This is a genomic window from Pseudomonas sp. Irchel 3E19 (genome assembly GCF_900187585.1).
In the GTDB taxonomy this organism is placed as follows: Bacteria; Pseudomonadota; Gammaproteobacteria; order Pseudomonadales; family Pseudomonadaceae; genus Aquipseudomonas; species Aquipseudomonas baetica.
This window is the reverse complement of record NZ_FYDT01000002.1, coordinates 23,973-43,302: the sequence shown is the minus strand read 5'-3', so window position 1 is coordinate 43,302 and position 19,330 is coordinate 23,973. Positions and strand designations below refer to the sequence as shown.

General features: G+C 60.3%; 12 protein-coding genes. All 12 read left to right on the top strand.

The annotated features are described in order from the left end of the window. Positions 1–204 precede the first annotated feature (204 nt). The 12 genes from CKW18_RS01760 (at position 205) to CKW18_RS01705 (ending at position 19,295) form a co-directional block, all read left to right on the top strand. A complete protein-coding gene (locus CKW18_RS01760; protein WP_095187171.1) occupies positions 205–1,020 on the top strand; it encodes an AraC family transcriptional regulator in 816 nt (271 codons plus the stop codon). Between the two features lie 52 nt (positions 1,021–1,072). Beyond that, complete coding sequence (locus CKW18_RS01755; RefSeq protein WP_095187170.1) at positions 1,073–2,479, top strand: FAD-binding oxidoreductase; 1,407 nt, start codon at positions 1,073–1,075, stop codon at positions 2,477–2,479. A 41-nt stretch (positions 2,480–2,520) separates the two neighbouring features. Next, positions 2,521–2,865 (top strand): cupin domain-containing protein, encoded by a 345-nt coding sequence (locus CKW18_RS01750; protein ID WP_095187169.1) that lies wholly within the window; start codon positions 2,521–2,523, stop codon positions 2,863–2,865. Between the two features lie 56 nt (positions 2,866–2,921). Beyond that, the gene (locus CKW18_RS01745) at positions 2,922–4,007 is read left to right on the top strand and encodes a polyamine ABC transporter substrate-binding protein (RefSeq protein ID WP_095187168.1); all 1,086 of its coding nucleotides are present in this window, start codon (positions 2,922–2,924) and stop codon (positions 4,005–4,007) included. 466 nt (positions 4,008–4,473) lie between these two features. Beyond that, positions 4,474–5,940, top strand: a complete 1,467-nt coding sequence (locus tag CKW18_RS01740) for a serralysin family metalloprotease (protein ID WP_095187167.1) — start codon at positions 4,474–4,476, stop codon at positions 5,938–5,940. A 93-nt stretch (positions 5,941–6,033) separates the two neighbouring features. Then, positions 6,034–6,456, top strand: a complete 423-nt coding sequence (locus CKW18_RS01735; protein WP_170947199.1) for an AprI/Inh family metalloprotease inhibitor — start codon at positions 6,034–6,036, stop codon at positions 6,454–6,456. A gap of 181 nt (positions 6,457–6,637) precedes the next feature. Next, positions 6,638–8,416 (top strand): type I secretion system permease/ATPase, encoded by a 1,779-nt coding sequence (locus CKW18_RS01730; protein WP_095187166.1) that lies wholly within the window; start codon positions 6,638–6,640, stop codon positions 8,414–8,416. After that, positions 8,413–9,762, top strand: a complete 1,350-nt coding sequence (locus tag CKW18_RS01725) for an HlyD family type I secretion periplasmic adaptor subunit (protein WP_095187165.1) — start codon at positions 8,413–8,415, stop codon at positions 9,760–9,762. The genes CKW18_RS01730 and CKW18_RS01725 overlap by 4 nt, the downstream gene beginning before the upstream one ends. Before the next feature lie 2 nt (positions 9,763–9,764). Further along, positions 9,765–11,135 (top strand): TolC family outer membrane protein, encoded by a 1,371-nt coding sequence (locus CKW18_RS01720; protein WP_095187164.1) that lies wholly within the window; start codon positions 9,765–9,767, stop codon positions 11,133–11,135. Positions 11,136–11,342: 207 nt separating this feature from the next. Further along, a complete protein-coding gene (locus CKW18_RS01715) occupies positions 11,343–14,294 on the top strand; it encodes an autotransporter serine protease (RefSeq protein ID WP_095187163.1) in 2,952 nt (983 codons plus the stop codon). A gap of 172 nt (positions 14,295–14,466) precedes the next feature. Beyond that, on the top strand, positions 14,467–17,544 hold the full coding sequence (locus CKW18_RS01710; RefSeq protein WP_095187162.1) for an autotransporter serine protease: 3,078 nt from the start codon (positions 14,467–14,469) through the stop codon (positions 17,542–17,544). A 62-nt stretch (positions 17,545–17,606) separates the two neighbouring features. Beyond that, positions 17,607–19,295: a polyurethanase gene (locus tag CKW18_RS01705; RefSeq protein WP_095187161.1), complete on the top strand. Its 1,689-nt coding sequence runs from the start codon at positions 17,607–17,609 to the stop codon at positions 19,293–19,295. The last annotated feature ends 35 nt before the right edge of the window (positions 19,296–19,330 follow it).

The window sequence follows — 19,330 nt, the reverse complement described above, 5'->3', positions numbered from 1 at the left end:
TCATTGGCTCAACCGGTGACTGACGTTAAAAATAGCATCCAGATGTGAATTTTCTGTGAGATTTTTCAGTTCATTTGGCGATTGCTACGGATTTTTTGATGTATGTCACGCGCCACACAATCATCGTCAAAAGGCCACTATCGATTAGCCATTGCTGCCGGCGGCGAACTTGGGCAAGCTCGGTTCTTTTTCGCCGAGCCCTATATGCACGCCGACGACGACGGCCCAGAACAGACCCCGGCCACGGCTGCCACGGTCATGCGCTATCACCTGAGCTGGAAACACCGTGATCTGGACAGCGTCATGGCGCTGTATCACCCCGATATCCAGTACCACGACTTTTTCCAGAATCGCGTGCTCGGCCTCGATGAATTACGCGAGTACGTGCGTGTGAGCATGCCGCGTGAATCCGACGAGGCACTGGAGCATAACGATCGGATTCGCGTGGATGGCAACACCGCGTTCATTCAATATGAGGTGACGCTGCGTGGCGGCGAGGGTTTGGTGTCGTTTCGCTCCAGTGAGGCGATCACGGTCAAGGACGGGCTGATCTGGCGTGTCAACGAGTACGCCTCGCTGGTTCGCGCACAAAACGCCAGCAACCAAACCCCGAGCCAGCGTCCCGCAGTCAGCCGCCTGGGCCTGTCACCGCGGCAATTGAGCTTCATGGCAGAAGACCTGCAGCAGTATTTCGAAAAGCAGCAGCCTTACCTCGATCCTCAACTCGACCTGCAGCGGGTGGCGAAGGAGTGCGGATACAGTCGCAATCAGATTTCCTACCTGCTGAACCAGGTGCTTGGGCAAAGTTTCTACCGCTACGTCAACCAGGCGCGCCTGCAACATCTGCTCAAGTCGCTGGACAACGCCACGCAACCGCTGCGCATTGATGATCTGGCCTTTGCCGCCGGATTCAATTCGCTGTCGGCCTTCTATAGCTGCTTTCGTCAGCACACCGGCCAGTCGCCCAAGGCCTATGCCAAACAAATTTCTTTGCGGACACGCGCGCAAGACATTCCCTGAACGCACGCACTAGGATCGACGCCATCGAAGGTTTTCAGTGGCGGAGTCTTGCATGCCAGCGTGGCGCACTATCAGTTTGTGGATGGACCAGCTCGATGAGCCGCTGACCGCGCGGCCGCAGCTTGAGCGGGATCTGGACGTCGACGTGGCGATCATCGGCGCCGGTTACACCGGGCTGTGGACGGCGTACTACCTGAAGAAGCTCGCGCCGGGGCTCGACATCGCCATTGTCGAGGCGCAAACCGCCGGGTTCGGCGCATCGGGTCGCAACGGTGGCTGGCTGATGGGCAACCTGCTCGGTGAGGACCGCTTGCTCGCCGGTCTCTCGCCACAGCAACGCCGCGCCTCGTTTGACTTGCTGCACAGTATTCCCGATGAAGTGGAAGTCGTCCTCGAACGCGAAGGCATCGACTGTGATTACCGCAAGGGCGGGGTGCTGTATTGCGCCGCGCGTTATCCGGAACAGGAGGCCAGCCTGCGTGATTATCTGGCCAAGCTGCACGCCCAAGGCCTGACCGACGACGATTATCGCTGGCTCAGCCGCGAACAACTCGCTCAGCAGATCCGCATCGCCAAACCTTACGGCGGCATTTACGCGCCACACGTGGCGACCATCCACCCGGCCAAACTGGTAAGGGGCCTGGCGCGCACCGTGGAGAGCATGGGCGTGAAGATCTACGAAAACAGCCCGGTCACGCACTGGCAATCGGGCAGCTTGCGCACGGCCAAAGCCACCGTGCGCAGTCGCTGGATCGTTCCGGCGGTGGAAGGTTATTCGGTGACATTACCGCCACTGGGCCGCTATCAACTGCCGGTGCAAAGCCTGATCGTCGCCACCGAACCGCTGTCCGCCGCGACATGGGAGGAAATCGGCCTCAGTCGTGGTCAGGCCTTCAGCGAATTCAGTCGTCAGGTCACGTACGGCCAGCGCAGCGCTGATAACCGTCTGATTTTCGGCGCCCGCGGCGGCTATCAGTTCGCCGGCAAGCTGCGCCACAACTTCGACCTGACCCGCGACGAGGTCGAGTTGCGGCGCTATCTTTTCGGCGAACTGTTCCCGCAACTGAAAAATGTCCAGATCACCCACGCATGGGGCGGCAACCTTGGCATGTCGCGGCATTTCAAACCGCACATGCTCTGCGATCGCGCCAACGGCATTGCACTGTCCGGTGGTTACGGCGGGGAGGGCGTCGGTGCCAGCAACCTCGGCGGACGTACCCTGGCGGATCTGATTCTTGAGCGCGACAGCGAGCTGGTTGAACAGCCATGGGTGCTCGCGGACGGAGGAATTCACGCACTGCGTACCTGGGAGCCGGAACCCTGCCGCTGGCTCGGTTACAACGCGATCATCAAAAGCTTCGTTCACGAAGACCAGACGCTGGCCAACCCGGCCACCGCACCGTGGCGGCGCAAACTTGCCAGCCAGGTGGCCGGGTTCATGGAAGGTTTCATGCACTGAAAGTCGCTTTACTTTAAGACAGCCCCAAGACAGGTAACGCCATGAGCATCACCCAGTTCAAAAATACCGCCACGCTCCCCCTGGATGAATCCAGCCCGGTCGCCGTTCCCCTTGGCGAGCCGATTGCCATTGCTTCGACCACCAGCGTTGAACGCGACGACGGTGTCGAAACCGGCGTCTGGGAGTGCACCCCCGGCCGCTGGCGCCGGCAGATCACTGCGCAGGAGTTCTGCCATTTCATCTCCGGGCGCTGCACGTTCACCCCGGACGACGGCGGCGAAACCCTGCACATACAAGGTGGCGACGCACTGATGTTGCCGGCCAACACCCTCGGTATCTGGGATATCCACGAGACCGTGCGCAAGACCTACGTGCTGATTTTCTGATTGCTTGATCCCTTTGATTGCCTGCCAACAACAATAGCCTCTACAGGAATCGACCCATGATCCAGAAAACCCTCGCCTTGGCGCCGCTGCTGCTGGCCGCCTCCATCAGTCACGCCGCCGACACGGTCAAGGTCTACAACTGGTCCAGTTACATCGCGCCGGACACCACCAAGAACTTCCAGAAAGAAACCGGCATCGGCGTCACCTATGACGTCTATGACAGCAACGAAACCCTGGATGGCAAGTTGATGACCGGCAACTCCGGTTACGACGTGGTGTTCCCGTCCAACCACTTCATGGCGCGGCAGATTCAGGGCGGGGCTTTAAAGAAGCTCGACAAGAGCCAGTTACCTAACTGGAAGAACCTCAATCCGGTGCTGCTCAAGGCCTTACAGACCAATGATCCGGGCAACGAGCACGGCTTCCCCTACCTTTGGGGCAGCACCGGCATCGGTTACAACGTCGCCAAAATCAAGGCAGTGTTGGGCGATGACGCGCCGGTGGATTCCTGGGACCTGATCTTCAAGCCTCAATACATGGAAAAGTTGCAGAAGTGCGGCGTGGCGATTCTCGACAACGGCCCGGAATTGCTCCCGGCGGCGCTCAACTACCTGGGCTTGCCGCACCACAGCAAGAATCCCGAGGACTACAAGAAAGCCGAAGCGCTGCTGATGAAGGTGCGGCCGTACGTCAGCTACTTCCATTCCTCGAAATACACCAGCGACCTGGCCAATGGCGACATTTGTGTGGCGGTAGGTTTTTCCGGCGACATCCTGCAAGCCGAGAGCCGCGCCAAAGAGGCGAAAAACGGCATCGAAATCGGCTATGCGATTCCCAAGGAAGGCTCGGCAATCTGGTTCGACATGGTCGCCATGCCCAACGATGCGCCGGACGAGAAGGCCGGTTACGCGTTCATGAACTACCTGCTGCGCCCGGACGTGATGGCTGACATCAGCAACTCCGTGCACTACGCCAACGGCAACGAACAAGCCGACAGCCTGATCGACCCGGCGATCAAGAACGACACCAAGGTCTACCCGAGTCCGGAGATGATGGGCAAGTTGTTTGCGCTCGAAGCGATGCCGTTGAACATTGACCGGATTCGTACGCGGGTCTGGAACAAGATTCGTACCGGTAGCTGATACAACAAAAATCCTGTGGGAGCGAGCTTGCTCGCGAAGGCGTCCGTTCAGCCGACAGCCATGTTGGATGACACACCGCTTTCGCGATCAGGCTCGCTCCCACACTGGTTTCCAGCGTCTGTAATTGATTGATATCAATGCACTGGCACTTGCACTTGCACTAATAAGTGGCAAAAAGTGAGACGCTTTCGACAAAAACAAACTTAGCTTTATTTAATAATTAAATAGAAAATCGTCAGACAATTAGGCTAAAAGCCGCTCGCAAAAACATTCTTTCGACCGCGCAGGCTTTGTTTACGGCAGTTTTACGAAACAGCCCGATTTGATCTCAAAAAAATGCTTTACGGCAGATTTCAAATTGTGTCAGGTTTCTGATGCCTTCATTGGGCGAGTGATAGGACGATCTCGCCAGAGATTGTCGCTATCTGACAAAAACTGTTCCATTGCTAAACAAGGTAGTGTGTTTATGTCGAAAGTTAAAACGAATGCTATTGATACCGCCGAACAGGCTTTCCAGCTGTCGGCAGCGCCTCAACCACTGGCCGCAGCCAGCTCGGCGTATAACCAGATCAATAGCTTCAGCCATCAATACGATCGTGGCGGCAACCTCACGGTCAATGGCAAACCCTCCTACTCCGTCGACCAGGCTGCAACCCAGTTGCTGCGCGACGGTGCTGCCTACCAGGACAAGGATGGCAGCGGCAAGATCGAACTCACCTACACGTTCCTGACTTCGGCATCGTCCAGCACGATGAACAAGCACGAGATCACCGGGTTCAGTCAGTTCAGCGCTCAACAACAGGCTCAGGCCAAGCTCGCCATGCAGTCCTGGGCCGATGTGGCCAACGTGACCTTCACCGAGAAAGCCTCGGGCGGTGACGGCCACATGACCTTCGGTAACTACAGCGGTGGCCAGGATGGTGCTGCAGCGTTCGCCTATCTGCCAGGTACCGGCGCCGGCTATGACGGCACTTCGTGGTATCTGATTAACAGTGGCTACACGCAAAACAAGAATCCGGATCTGAACAACTACGGTCGTCAGACCCTGACTCACGAAATTGGCCACTCCCTGGGCCTTGCTCACCCTGGCGACTACAACGCCGGTAATGGCAACCCGACCTACAAAGACGCGACCTACGGGCAAGATACCCGCGGCTACAGCGTCATGAGTTACTGGGGCGAGAGCAACACCAATCAGAACTTCAGCAAGGGCGGCGTGGAAGCCTATTCCTCGGGCCCGCTGATGGACGATATCGCTGCCATCCAGAAACTTTACGGTGCCAACACCACCACGCGCACCGGTGACACCACCTACGGCTTTAACTCCAACACCGGGCGTGATTTCCTCAGCGCCTCGTCGTCGAGTGACAAGGTCGTGTTCTCGGTCTGGGACGCAGGCGGCAAGGATACTCTGGACTTCTCGGGTTTCACCCAGAACCAGAAGATCAACCTCAATGACGCCTCGTTCTCCGACGTTGGCGGCATGGTGGGCAACGTGTCCATCGCCAAGGGCGCCATCATCGAGAACGCCATCGGCGGTTCGGGCAACGACCTGTTGATTGGTAACAGCGTGGCCAACGAACTGAAGGGCGGTGCCGGTAACGACATCCTCTACGGGGCTGGCGGTGCCGACAAGCTGTGGGGCGGTGCCGGTTCGGACACCTTTGTGTTCGCAGCCAGTTCCGATTCCAAGCCGGGTGCGATCGATCAGATCCTCGATTTCGTCAGTGGCCTGGACAAAATCGACCTGACCGGTATCACCAAAGGCGCCGGCCTGCACTTTGTCAGCAGCTTCACCGGTGCAGCCGGCGACGCGATTCTGACTTCGTCGGGCGGCAACAGCCTGTTGTCGGTGGACTTCTCCGGGCACGGCAGCGCCGACTTCCAGGTCAGCACCGTTGGCCAGGCAGCCACCAGCGACATCGTGGCTTGATGTGAAACAGGAAAGCGGCGCGTGATGCGCCGTTTTCTTCGCTTGCATCGTCCTGCCCGGTAGGCAAGGCTACATGCTGGAGTGAAATTTCCTATGAGTCGAAACGTTTTTACCTACATGAAGCAGGCGTGGCTAATGGCGGCGCTAATGATGATTTCCGGAGAAGCAACCATGGCAAGCAGCCTCAGACTCGAAGAACCCTCGGTATTCGCCGGGCACTGGCAGGCGACGCTGAGCGCCGGCACCGACGCCGCCGAAGCGCAAAAACAGCAGGACAAGCCATCGAACACCTGCGATGTCGAGTTGCAACTCAACCAGACGGTTGGCAAAGGCGCAGATTGTTTGAGCGCATGGTTCGGAAACGATGTCATCGGCTGGTTTCCCGATCCGGACGGTCTTTCCATTACCGGCAAAGAAGGGTCAAGAATAGTGTTCTTCAGCCGACAACATGACGGGCTTTATAAGAGCACTTTGAAGTCGGGCCTCATCGTTACATTCGAACGTGCAGCGAAGTAAATACGCAGGTTGCCAAGTTGAATATAAGGCAAGGCTTGAACGTTATAAGTGATGCCGACGTTCGAGCTGAAGTTGTTATTGAATTGTAAGCGGGTACTTGCAAATCATCTTTCGCAGGTAAGCGGAACATTAATTGAGTGCTCGCCTGATTTGGCGGGACCCATCATTTCAGGAAAAATCAATGAAGATGGCGAATGCCCCAGCCACCGCGCCCTTATTCAAGGCATTGGGTGACTATAAAAGCATTCTGATCAGCGTCGGATGCTTTACTGCGCTGATTAACGTGCTGATGCTGGTGCCCTCCATTTATATGCTGCAGGTGTATGACCGGGTGCTGTCGTCGCAGAACGAAACCACCCTGGCGATGCTGTCGCTGATGGTCGTCGGTTTCTTTGCCTTTATCGGTCTGCTGGAAGTGGTGCGCAGCTTCATCGTGATCCGCATTGGCAGTCAGTTGGAGCGGCGCTTCAATCTGCGCGTCTACCAGGCAGCGTTCGAGCGCAACCTGTTCAAGGGCGAGGGCAACGCCGGGCAATCGCTGGGCGACCTGACGCACATTCGGCAATTCGTCACCGGGCCTGCGCTGTTCGCGTTTTTCGATGCGCCGTGGTTTCCGGTGTACCTGTTCGTGATCTACCTGTTCAACGTCTGGCTCGGTGTGCTCGCCACCGCTGGCGCGCTGTTGCTGATCGCGTTGGCCTGCCTCAATGAATACATGACCAAAAAGCCGCTGGGCGAAGCCGCCGGTTTTTCACAGAAATCCAGCCAGTTGGCCACCAGTCACTTGCACAACGCCGAAACCATTCAGGCGATGGGCATGCTCGGTTCGTTGCGCAAGCGCTGGTTCCAGGTGCATTCGCGTTTTCTTGGCTTGCAGAATCAGGCCAGCGACACCGGCGCGGTCATCAGTTCGCTGAGTAAAACCCTGCGCCTGTGCCTGCAATCGTTGGTGCTGGGCCTCGGTGCATTGCTGGTGATCAAGGGCGACATGACCGCCGGCATGATGATCGCAGGCTCCATCCTCATGGGACGCGTGCTGAGCCCCATCGACCAGTTGATTGCCGTATGGAAGCAGTGGAGCGGGGCGAAGCTGGCTTACCGGCGTCTCGACGCGTTGCTGCAAGCCTTCCCGCCCAGCGATGACGCCATGGCGTTGCCGGCACCGAAAGGCCAGATCACCTTCGAACAGGTCAGCGCCGGCCCGCCGGGGCAACGCGCGGCGACCCTGCACATGGTCAATTTCAATCTCGGTGCCGGCGAAGTGCTCGGCGTGCTGGGCGCATCCGGTTCGGGCAAGTCGACCCTGGCCCGCGTGCTGGTCGGTGTATGGCCGACGCTCGGTGGCACGGTGCGGCTGGACGGCGCAGACATTCATCGCTGGAACCGCGACCAACTCGGCCCGTACATCGGCTACCTGCCACAGGACATCGAACTGTTCAGCGGCAGCGTCGCCGAGAACATCGCGCGTTTCAGCGAGGCTGACCCGCAAAAAGTCGTGACCGCCGCGCAACAGGCGGGCGTCCACGAAATGATCCTGCGCCTGCCGCAAGGTTATGACACCCAACTGGGCGAGGACGGCAGCGGCTTGTCCGGTGGCCAGAAGCAGCGAGTGGCACTGGCCCGCGCCATGTATGGCACGCCAAGCCTGGTGGTACTCGATGAACCCAACTCCAACCTCGACACCGTCGGCGAAGCGGCATTGGCCAGCGCCATTGCGCAGCTCAAGGCCCAGGGCACCACGGTGGTACTGGTGACGCATCGCTCTTCGGTACTGGCCCAGGCGGACAAATTGCTGGTGCTCAACGACGGTCGCTTGCAAGCCTTCGGCGCCAGTCAGGAAGTGCTCAAAGCGCTGTCCGGCGCCGCCAATGAACAACAACGCGAGAAACCTGCGCAAGCACCGGGCGGGCTTAGCATGAGTCGGCAGTATCAGCCCTCGACAAGGAATTCGGGTGTATGAGCAGCGCAAGCATGAACACTGAAAACGAAGCGAGCATGGAACACGCTTACGTCACCGAACGGCCGGAGCGCGATGCGAAATTCTTCGCACGCATGGGCTGGATTCTGGCCATTGTCGGCGCCGGCAGCTTCTTTACCTGGGCGGCTTTGGCGCCACTGGATCAGGGCATTCCGGTGCAGGGCACGGTGGTTGTGTCCGGCAAACGCAAAGCCGTGCAGTCGATGAGTGCCGGCGTGGTCAGCCGGATCCTGGTGCGTGAAGGCGAGATCGTGAAGCAGGGGCAACCGCTGTTCCGTCTCGACCAGACGCAAGTCGCCGCCGACGTGCAATCGCTGCAAGCGCAATACCGCATGGCTTGGGCCAGCCTGGCGCGTTGGCAGGCCGAGCGTGACAATCTCAAGCAAGTGACCTTTCCGGCAGAACTGAGCAACGATCCGGACCCGCGTCTGGCACTGGTGCTGGAAGGTCAACGCCAACTGTTCAGCAGCCGCCGCGAAGCCTTTTATCGCGAACAGGCCGGGCTGCGCGCCAGCATCGAAGGTGCCACTGCGCAACTGGCCGGCATGCGCCGCGCGCGCACCGACCTCAACGCTCAGGCCGACTCGCTGCAACAGCAACTGAGCAACCTGCAACCGCTGGCCGACAACGGCTACATCCCGCGCAATCGCCTGATGGAATATCAGCGCCAACTGTCGCAAGTGCAGCAGCAACTGGCAGAAAACACCGGTGAAAGCGGTCGCGTGGAGCAGGGCATCCTCGAATCGCGCCTGAAGCTGCAACAGCACAGCGAGGAATATCAGAAGGAAGTCCGCACGCAACTGGCCGACGCGCAGCTCAAAAGCGTGACCTTGTCGGAACAGCTGACCTCGGCCGGTTTCGACCTGCAACACAGCGAGATTCTGGCCACTGCCGAAGGTGTGGCAGTCAACCTTGGCGTACACACCGAAGGCGCCGTGGTGCGTCAGGGCGAAACCCTGCTGGAGATCGTTCCGCAAGGCACCACGCTGGAAGTGGAAGGGCATTTGCCAATCCACCTGATCGACAAGGTTGGCTCACATTTGCCGGTGGATATCCTGTTTACCGCGTTCAACCAGAGCAAAACCCCGCGTGTGCCGGGCGAGGTCAGCCTGATTTCCGCCGACCAGATGGTCGATGAGAAAACCGGCGTGCCGTATTACGTGCTGCGCAGCAGCGTCAGCGACCAGGCCATGGAAAAACTCAACGGGCTGGTGATCAAACCCGGCATGCCGGCAGAAATGTTCGTGCGTACCGGCGAGCGTTCGCTGCTCAACTATCTGTTCAAACCGCTGCTCGACCGGGCCGGTTCTGCGTTGACCGAAGAATAAGGATGTTCGGCTGTATGAATAAGCTTTCCATGCTCGCAGCAGCATTGATGCTGCTCGCGAGCCACTCGGCGGTAGCGGCCATGGGGCCGTTCGAGATTTACGAACAGGCGTTGCGCAATGACCCGGTGTTCCTCGGGGCGATGAAGGAACGCGACGCGGGCCTTGAGAACCGCGCCATTGGCCGCGCCGGGTTGCTGCCGCGAATCGGCTACACCTACAACAAGGGCCGCAACTCGTCCAAAGCCACGTCCCTTGATGAGCGTGCGCGCAATCGCACCGACGATCGCAATTACAGCAGTTACGGTTCGGCCCTGACATTGCAACAGCCGTTGCTCGATTACGAAGCTTATGCGGCGTATCGCAAGGGTGTGGCGCAGGCGCTGTTCGCCGACGAGAACTTTCGCGGCAAGAGTCAGGAGTTGCTGGTGCGGGTCCTGGATAACTACACCAAGGCCTTGTTTGCCCAGGACCAGATCGACATCGCTCAGGCGAAGAAGAAGGCCTACGAACAGCAGTTCCAGCAAAACGAGCACATGTTCAAGCAGGGCGAAGGTACGCGCACCGATATTCTTGAAGCCGAATCACGCTATGAGTTGGCGACGGCCGAGGAGATCGAAGCGCGCAACGAACAGGATGCCGCGCTGCGTGAACTGGGTGCGCTTGTCGGTGCGCCTGCGGTGGATATCGGTGATTTGGCACCGCTGGATCAGAACTTCCAGACCTTCGCGCTGATGCCGGCCAACTACGACACCTGGCACGAAATGGCGATCAGCAATAACCCGAACCTGGCTTCGCAACGTCAGGCCGTGGAAGTGGCGCGTTACGAGGTTGAGCGCAACCGTGCCGGGCACCTGCCGAAAATCAACGCCTATGCCTCAATGCGCCAGAACGAATCGGAAAGCGGCAACACCTACAACCAGCGCTACGAGACCAACACCATCGGCCTGGAAGTCAGCGTGCCACTGTATGCCGGTGGCGGTGTGTCGGCGTCCACCCGGCAGGCCAGCCGCACCATGGAACAGGCCGAGTATGAGCTCGATGGCAAGACCCGCGAGACGCTGATCGAACTGCGTCGTCAGTTCAGCGCTTGCCTGTCCGGGGTGAGTAAATTGCGCGCTTACCAGAAAGCCCTGAGCTCGGCCGAATCACTGGTGGTGTCGACCAAACAGAGCATCCTCGGCGGTGAACGGACCAATCTCGACGCGTTGAACGCCGAGCAACAGCTGTTCACCACCCGCCGCGATCTGGCGCAGGCGCGCTACGACTATTTGATGGCCTGGACCAAATTGCATTACTACGCCGGGACCTTGAACGAGCAGGATCTGGCGCGGGTGGATGAGGCTTTTGTGGTCGCTCACCAGCCCTCACCCTAACCCTCTCCCAGAGGGAGAGGGGACCGATCCGGGGATATTGCAGAAGTACACCGACTTGAACGAGCGCTAGCGAATCCAACATTTCAGGTCGATGCATGACGCAAGACACCTCGGTCAGCTCCCTCTCCCGGGGGAGAGGGCTGGGGTGAGGGGAACAGGCAACACCGCAGAAGACCCTGCATAAAACAATAAAAGTGAGTGGTGAACATGGAAGTACGCATCAAACCGATTTCGGTCGGCACCCTGTTGCTCGCAGTCTCCGTAACCCAGGCGCATGCTCAATACCTGGAGGCCGGTCAGCCCGGCGATCCCGCCAGTTGGCGCAGCGCTGAATTCCAGCGCGACTGGGGCCTCGCACGCATGCAGGCTGATCAGGCCTATGCGGCGGGCATCACCGGCAAAGGCGTGAAAATCGGCGCCCTCGACTCCGGCTTCGATGCCGCCCATCCAGAGTTCGCCACCGAGCGCTATCACCCGGTACTCGCCAACGGCAGTTACGTTGACGGCTCGCCGTTCAACGTCGACGGCACCCTCAACCCCAACAACGATTCCCACGGCACGCACGTGGTCGGCACCATGGGCGCCGCGCGCGATGGCGCCGGCATGCACGGCGTGGCGTACAACGCGCAGATCTACGTGGGCAACACCAACAAGAACGACAGCTTCCTGTTCGGCCCCAATCCCGATCCGCGTTACTTCAAAGCGGTGTACGACGCCTTGGCCGACGCCGGCGTGCGCGCAATCAACAACAGTTGGGGCAGTCAGCCGCCGGATGTCAGTTACCGCACACTGGCCGATCTGCATGCGGCGTACGCCCAGCACTTCAACAAAGGCACCTGGCTTGACGCGGCGGCCGACGTCTCCCGTCGCGGCGTGATCAACGTATTCAGTGCCGGCAACAGCGGTTACCCGAACGCCAGCGTGCGCTCGGCATTACCGTACTTTCAGCCAGATCTGGAAGGCCACTGGCTGGCCGTGTCCGGGCTCGATCAAAGCAATCAGCAGAAGTACAACCAGTGCGGTCTCGCCAAGTACTGGTGCATCACCACGCCTGGGGCGAAAATCGACAGCACCATTCCCGGTGGCGGTTATGCGATCAAGTCCGGCACCTCGATGTCGGCGCCGCACGCCACTGGCGCACTGGCGCTGGTGATGGAACGTTACCCGTACATGAACAACCAGCAGGCGCTGGAAGTGCTGCTGACCACCGCTACGCAACTTGATGGCTCGGTGACCGATGCACCCACCGAACGGCTTGGCTGGGGCGTGGCCAACCTGAACCGGGCAATGCGCGGGCCGGGGCAGTTGCTCGGGGCGTTTGATGCCAATCTGGCGGCCGGGCAGAACGATGTCTGGAGCAATGACATCTCCGACAAGGCGCTGATCCAGCGTCAGGGCGAAGACCTCGCCGAGCACACGGCCTGGCAACAAACCCTGCAAGACAAGGGCTGGCAGAACGGCGTTGCAGCCGGCGCCAGTCAGCAGGATCAGACGGATTACGCCATTGGCACGGCGCGCGATGCCGCAGCGGCCAACCGGGTGTATCAGGGCAGCCTGATCAAGTCCGGAGCAGGGCGCCTGTTTCTCACCGGGGACAACACTTATCGCGGGCCGACGACGGTCAACGGCGGTCTGCTGAGCGTCAATGGCTCGCTGGTTTCGGCCGTTACCGTGAACGACGGCGGCACCCTTGGCGGCTCCGGGCGGATCGGTTCGCTGACCGCCAACAGCGGCGGGCGTGTGGCCCCGGGCAACTCCATCGGCACCTTGAACGTGGCCGGTGACGTGACCTTCGCCCCAGGTTCGACCTACGCGGTGGAACTGTCACCGACCAGCAGCGACCGCATCGTCGCCGGTGGCGCAGCGAACATCAGCGGCGCCACGGTCAGCCTGTCGCTGGAGAACAGCCCGACGCTGCTCAGCGCAGCCGAAACGCAAAGCCTGCTGGGTCGTCAGTACAACATCCTGCAAGCGGCCGGTGGCATTCAGGGCCAGTTCGGGGCGGTGCTGCCGGATTACCTGTTCATTGGCGGCAGCCTCGATTACGCCGCCAACGGCATTCAACTCGATGTCGAACGCAACGCGACCCCATTCGCCAGCGTTGGCCAAACGCCGAATCAACGTTCGGTAGCCGCTGCCGCCGAAAGCCTGGGCGCCGGCAATTCGGTGTACGAAAGCCTGCTGTTGTCGGCCGATGCGGCTTCCGCGCAGCAAGCCTTTCAGCAACTGAGCGGAGAAATCTTCCCCGCCCTCGGTTCGATGCTGATCAACGACAGCCGCCAGTTGCGCGATGCCGTGGGCGAACGCCTGCACGATGCTTCGACAACGCAAAACAACGGCTGGATCAAGGCTCTGGGCGCTTGGGGCACCACGGATTCCGGTCACGACACGGCGGGTTACAGCACATCGATCGGCGGCCTGCTCGCCGGTGTTGATGGTGCGCTCGACGAGCAGACCCGTATCGGACTGGTCACCGGTTACAGCGACAGCTCGCTGAGCATGGGCTCGGGCACTCACTCATCGGCCAAGGTCGACAGCTACCACCTCGGCGCCTACGCCGGGCATGAAATCGGCGCCTGGCGCCTGAGCACCGGCGCGGCCTACAGCTGGCATCGCGCCGATGTGAAACGCGATCTGCAATACGGCAACGTCAGCGCCAAACAGAAAACCAAGGTTGATGCCGCCACCACTCAAGTGTTCGGTGAAGCGGCCTATCGACTGCACCTGCAACCGTTGGCGCTGGAGCCGTTCGCCAACCTCGCTTATGTGCATCTGGACAGCGAAGGCTTCACCGAGAAGGGCGATGCGGCGGCCCTGAAAAGCTCCGGCGATCAGCGTGATGCAGTGCTGAGCACCCTCGGCGTGCGGGCGATCAAGACCTTCAACCTGGCGAATCAGCAGTCACTGGATGTCAGCGGCCACCTCGGCTGGCAGCACAGCCTGAGCGACATCGAATCCGAACAGCATCTGCGCTTTGCCAGCGGTGGCACGCCGTATTCGGTGGAAAGTTCGGCACTGGTACGCGATGCCGCGCTGGTTGGCGTGCAGGCCAGTCTGGCCTTGAGCAAGGACGTACGGGTCAACCTCAATTACGACGGGCAATTGGCCAATCGCGAGAAGAGCCATGGCGTTGGTTTGAGCCTGAACTGGCAGTTCTAATCGCTGCGCTCCGATCGTTCCCACGCTCCGCGTGGGAACGCCTCTAGGGACGCTCTGCGTCCAGTGACGCGGAGCGTCACGGGCTGCATTCCCACGCGGAGCGTGGGAACGATCGGAGCTCTGCGTGGGAACGATCAGGATTTTTCGCAACATCACTAAGGAAGATCGCTGGATGAATAAGAATAAAACCCCCGCGCAAACGGGTGGCCGCTTTGCCCTGAAAACGCTGACGTGCGCCGTGTTGTGTGCACTCGGCACCGCACACGCTGCGTCTTACGTGGAAAACGGTCGCACAGGCGATCCGGCAAGTTGGCGCAGTGCCGAGTTTCAGGCCGACTGGGGGCTGAGGGCCATCGGTGCCGATCACGCTTACGCCGCCGGCTACACCGGCAAAGGCGTGAAGCTGGGGATCTTCGATCAGCCGGTCTACGCCGCGCACCCGGAGTTTTCCGGCAGCAATAAAGTCATCACCCTGGTCACCAGCGGCATTCGCGAATACACCGACCCCTACATCCCGGTCAAAGCCGGGGATGCGTTCCGTTATGACGGTTCGCCCTCGGTCGGCTTCGACGGCAAACTCGGCGCCCACGGCACCCACGTCGGCGGCATTGCCGCAGGCAGTCGAGATGGCGGGCCGATGCACGGCGTAGCCTTCGGCGCGCAAATCATCAGCGCCGACAACGGCGACCCGGGCCCGGAAGACGGCATCGTTCGCGGCAACGACGGTGCGGTGTACAAGGCCGGTTGGGACGCGCTGATCGCCAGTGGCGCGCGGATCATCAACAACAGTTGGGGCATCGGCATCACCGACCGTTTCGACCTCGGTGGCCGCGACCCGGCGTACCCGCACTTCACCGTCAACGACGCGCAAGTGCAGTTCAACGAGATCCGCACGCTGCTCGGTACCAAGCCCGGTGGCGCCTACGACGGTGCGATCGCCGCAGCGCGCAGCGGCATCGTGACGATCTTCGCCGCCGGCAACGACTACAACCTGAACAACCCGGACGCCATCGCCGGCCTCGGCTATTTCGTCCCGGAAATTGCGCCGAACTGGATTACCGTCGCCGCGTTACAGCAGAACCCGGATCTGGCCAGCGCCAATCCGTACATCATGAGTACGTTCTCCTCGCGTTGCGGCTACACCGCGAGCTTCTGCGTTTCGGCGCCGGGCACAAAAATCTACAGCGCGATCATCGAAGGCACTAACGCCGACAACCTCACCACCGGCTACAAAAATTACAACGGCACCTCGATGGCCGCGCCGCACGTGGCCGGTTCCATGGCGGTGCTGATGGAGCGCTTCCCGTACATGACCGGCGATCAGGTCGCCACAGTCTTGCGCACTACCGCCACCGACCTCGGCGCACCGGGCATCGACGCCTTGTACGGCTGGGGCATGATCAACCTGCGCAAAGGCATTGATGGCCCGGCGATGTTCGTCACCGAGCAGGATATTCCTGAAGAGTTCCGCATTCAGGGGGCCTACGGTTCTGGCCAGTTCGTGGCGGATCTGCCAGGCATCGGCGCGATCATTGATCAAGGCAAACCCACCGAACGCGTGTGCAACGACATCACTTGTGGCCTCGATACCTGGCGCAACGACATTTCCGGTCACGGCGGTTTGACCAAGCAAGGCATTGGTACGCTGGTGATGACCGGTAACAACAGCTACAGCGGCCCGACCCTGGTCAATCAGGGCCGTCTGGCCATCAACGGTTCGCTCGCTTCGGCAGTGACGGTCAATGACAGCGGGATTCTCGGCGGTAATGGTCGCATCGGCGCGTTGGCGGTGAAAAGCGGCGGCACCGTGGCACCGGGCAATTCCATTGGCACCCTGAACGTGGCAGGGGATGTAACCTTCGAGCGTGGTTCGACCTACGCGGTAGAAGTGTCGCCAACCAGCAGCGACAAGATCGTTGCCGGTGGCAAAGCGCTGATTGATGGCGCCACCGTCAGTCTGTCGCTGGAAAACAGCCCGACACTACTGACCACCACGCAAGTGAAAAGCCTGCTCGGCACTCAGTTCAATATCCTGCAAGCGGCCGGCGGCATCCAGGGGCAATTCGGGCAAGTACTGCCGGACTATGCCTTCCTTGGCGGCACGCTGGCCTACTCGGCCGCTGGCATTGAGCTTGAGGTCGGTCGCAACGGTGCTTCTTTCGCCAGTGTCGGTCTGACGCCCAATCAACGGGCGGTCGGTGCCGCTGCCGAGGCTTTGGGGGCCGGCAACGCGCTGTTCGAAACCCTGCTGTTATCGCCAAACGCCGCGTCGGCGCAACAAGCCTTCCAGCAGTTGTCCGGCGAAATTCACCCGGCCATTGGCACGATGCTGGTCAACGACAGCCGCTATCTACGTGAAGCGGTGGGCGAGCGTCTGCGCGAGCGTGATCTGTTCAACGCCAACGCACCCACCGATGACCGCAGCAATGCCTGGGTCAAGGTCCTGGGTTCGTGGGGCAAGAGCGATGGCGGGCATAAATATGCCGACTCCAACAGTTCCATCGGCGGGTTGCTGGCGGGGGTTGACGGTTTGATCGCTGAAGATACGCGCCTGGGTTTCGTTACCGGTTATAGCGACAGCTCGCTGAGCATGGGCAGTGGCACGCATTCGTCGGCGTCCGTCGACAGCTACCACCTGGGTGCATACCTGGGCCATCAGATCGATGCATTGCGCTTGACCGCTGGTGCGGCTTACAGCTGGCATCGCGTGGATGTGAAACGTGATCTGCAGTTCGGCGATGTCAGCGGCAAGCAGAAAACCAAGCACGATGCGGCGACCACCCAGGTGTTCACCGAAGCGGCTTACGACCTGGGCCTGCAACCGATGAATCTGGAGCCGTTCGCCAATTTGTCGTACGTACATTTGAACACCGACAGCTTCACCGAGAAGGGTGATGCGGCGGCGCTCAAGGGCGGTGAAGACAACCGCGATGTGGTGCTGTCGACCCTGGGCGTTCGCGCCAAACGCACCTTCGCGCTGTCGGAAAAACATCAGCTGGAACTGGGCACATCCCTGGGCTGGCAGCACAACCTGAGCGGTGTCGATGCCGACAGCCATCTGGCCTTCGCCAATGGCAACAGCGCCTACACCGTGCAGAGTGTGTCGATGGATCGTGATGCCGCGGTGGTCGGCGTGCGCGCCGGGTTGGCGCTCAATCGCGATGTCCGGGTCAACCTGGACTACAACGGGCTGATCGGTTCGAACGAGAAAGACCACGGTGTGGGTCTGACGCTCGACTGGCAGTTCTAAAGGAGCACTGGCAGTTCCCCAGGGAACTGCCAGTCCTGACTTGAAGGAAGAGAGAGCACAACATGGGACTGTTCGATTACAAAAATGCCGATGGCAAAGCGTTATACAGCGACGCGATCGCCCTGACGCTGTACGCCTACACGCCGACAGGGCAAGCCTTGCCGGGCACCGCCTGGAAGCCGGTCACCGCGACGGCGCTGGGTTATCAGGGCAAAGTTGGGCCACAGGGCACGTTCTTCGGCGAGAAGGACGGCTTCACCAGCGCCGAGGCTGAAGTGCTCGGCAAGTACGACGCCGCCGGCAAGTTGATCGGGATCGGCGTTGCCTTTCGGGGCACGGGTGGGCTGGGTTACAGCGACACCTTCGGCGACCTGAAAAACAACCTGCTGGCGGCCATCGGGCCGTCGGATTACGCGACTCAGTATGCGAAGAATGCCTTCGACAATTTGCTCAAGGCTGTTGCGGCGTTCTCCGTCGCTCACGGCATCGCGGCCAAGGACGTGCTGATCAGCGGCCACAGCCTCGGCGGTCTCGGGGTCAATAGCGTTGCCGAGTTGAGCGGCAGCAATTGGGGCGGCTTTTTCAAGGACGCCAACTACGTGTCGTTTGCTTCGCCGACCCAGAGCAGCACCGGCAACAACGTGTTGAACATTGGTTACGAAAACGATCCGGTGTTCCGTGTGCTCGACGGCACCACGTTCAGCACTGCGTCGATGGGCAAACACGACAAGCCGCACGATTCGACCACCGACAACATCGTCAACTTCACCGACAACTACGCGTCCACCGCGCAGAACCTGGTGCCATTTAGCATCGCCAATCCGCTGAACTGGTCGGCTCACAGTTCGCTTGGCTATGCCGACGGCTTGAACCGGGTGATCGATTCGACGTTCTACAACCTGACCCACAAAGACTCGACCATTGTCGTGTCCAATCTGGAGGAAGCATCCCGGGGGAAAACCTGGGTCGAGGACTTGGGGCGCAGCGGCGAACCGCACACCGGCAGCACCTTCATCATCGGTACGCAAAGCAGCGACTGGCTCAAGGGCGGGGCGGGCAACGACTTCCTTGAAGGCCTGGGCGGCGATGACCGTTTCCGTGATGACGGTGGCTACAACATCTTGCTCGGCGGCCAGGGTCACAACACCTTCGACTTGCAGAAGCCGTTGCAGAACTTCAGCTTCGCCAACGACGGTGACGGCACCCTCTATGTGCGCGACGCCTACGGTGGTATCAGCATGACCCGCGACATTGGCGCGCTGGTGAGCAAGGAGTCGGGGTCGTGGTGGAGCAGCAAGGAGATCACCTGGGGCGTGACGGCCAAGGGGTTGACCAATGGCAACGAGCTGACCCAGTACAACCACTCGCTCAGCGGCGACGGCTACGGCAATGCCCTGCACGCCACGGCCGACGGTGACTGGCTGTTCGGGCTGGGTGGCGACGACAAGCTGGTCAGCGACAAGGGCCATGTGACCTTCGTCGGGGGCGCGGGTAACGACGTGATGACGGCGGTGGGTGGCAACAACACCTTCCTGTTCAGCGGTGCGTTCGGGTTTGATGCCATCAACGGCTATCAAGGCAGCGACAAACTGGTGTTCATGGGCGTCGAAGGCGCGGGGCAGGGCTACGACTACAAGCAGCACGCTGCGCAGTCGGGCGGCGATACCGTGCTGAAGATTGGCGAGTTTGCCGTGACGCTGGTTGGGGTCGGAGTGGCTAACCTGTCAGACGCAAGTTTTGTGTTCGCCTAGATCCAAATGTGGGAGCGAGCCTGCTCGCGAAAGCG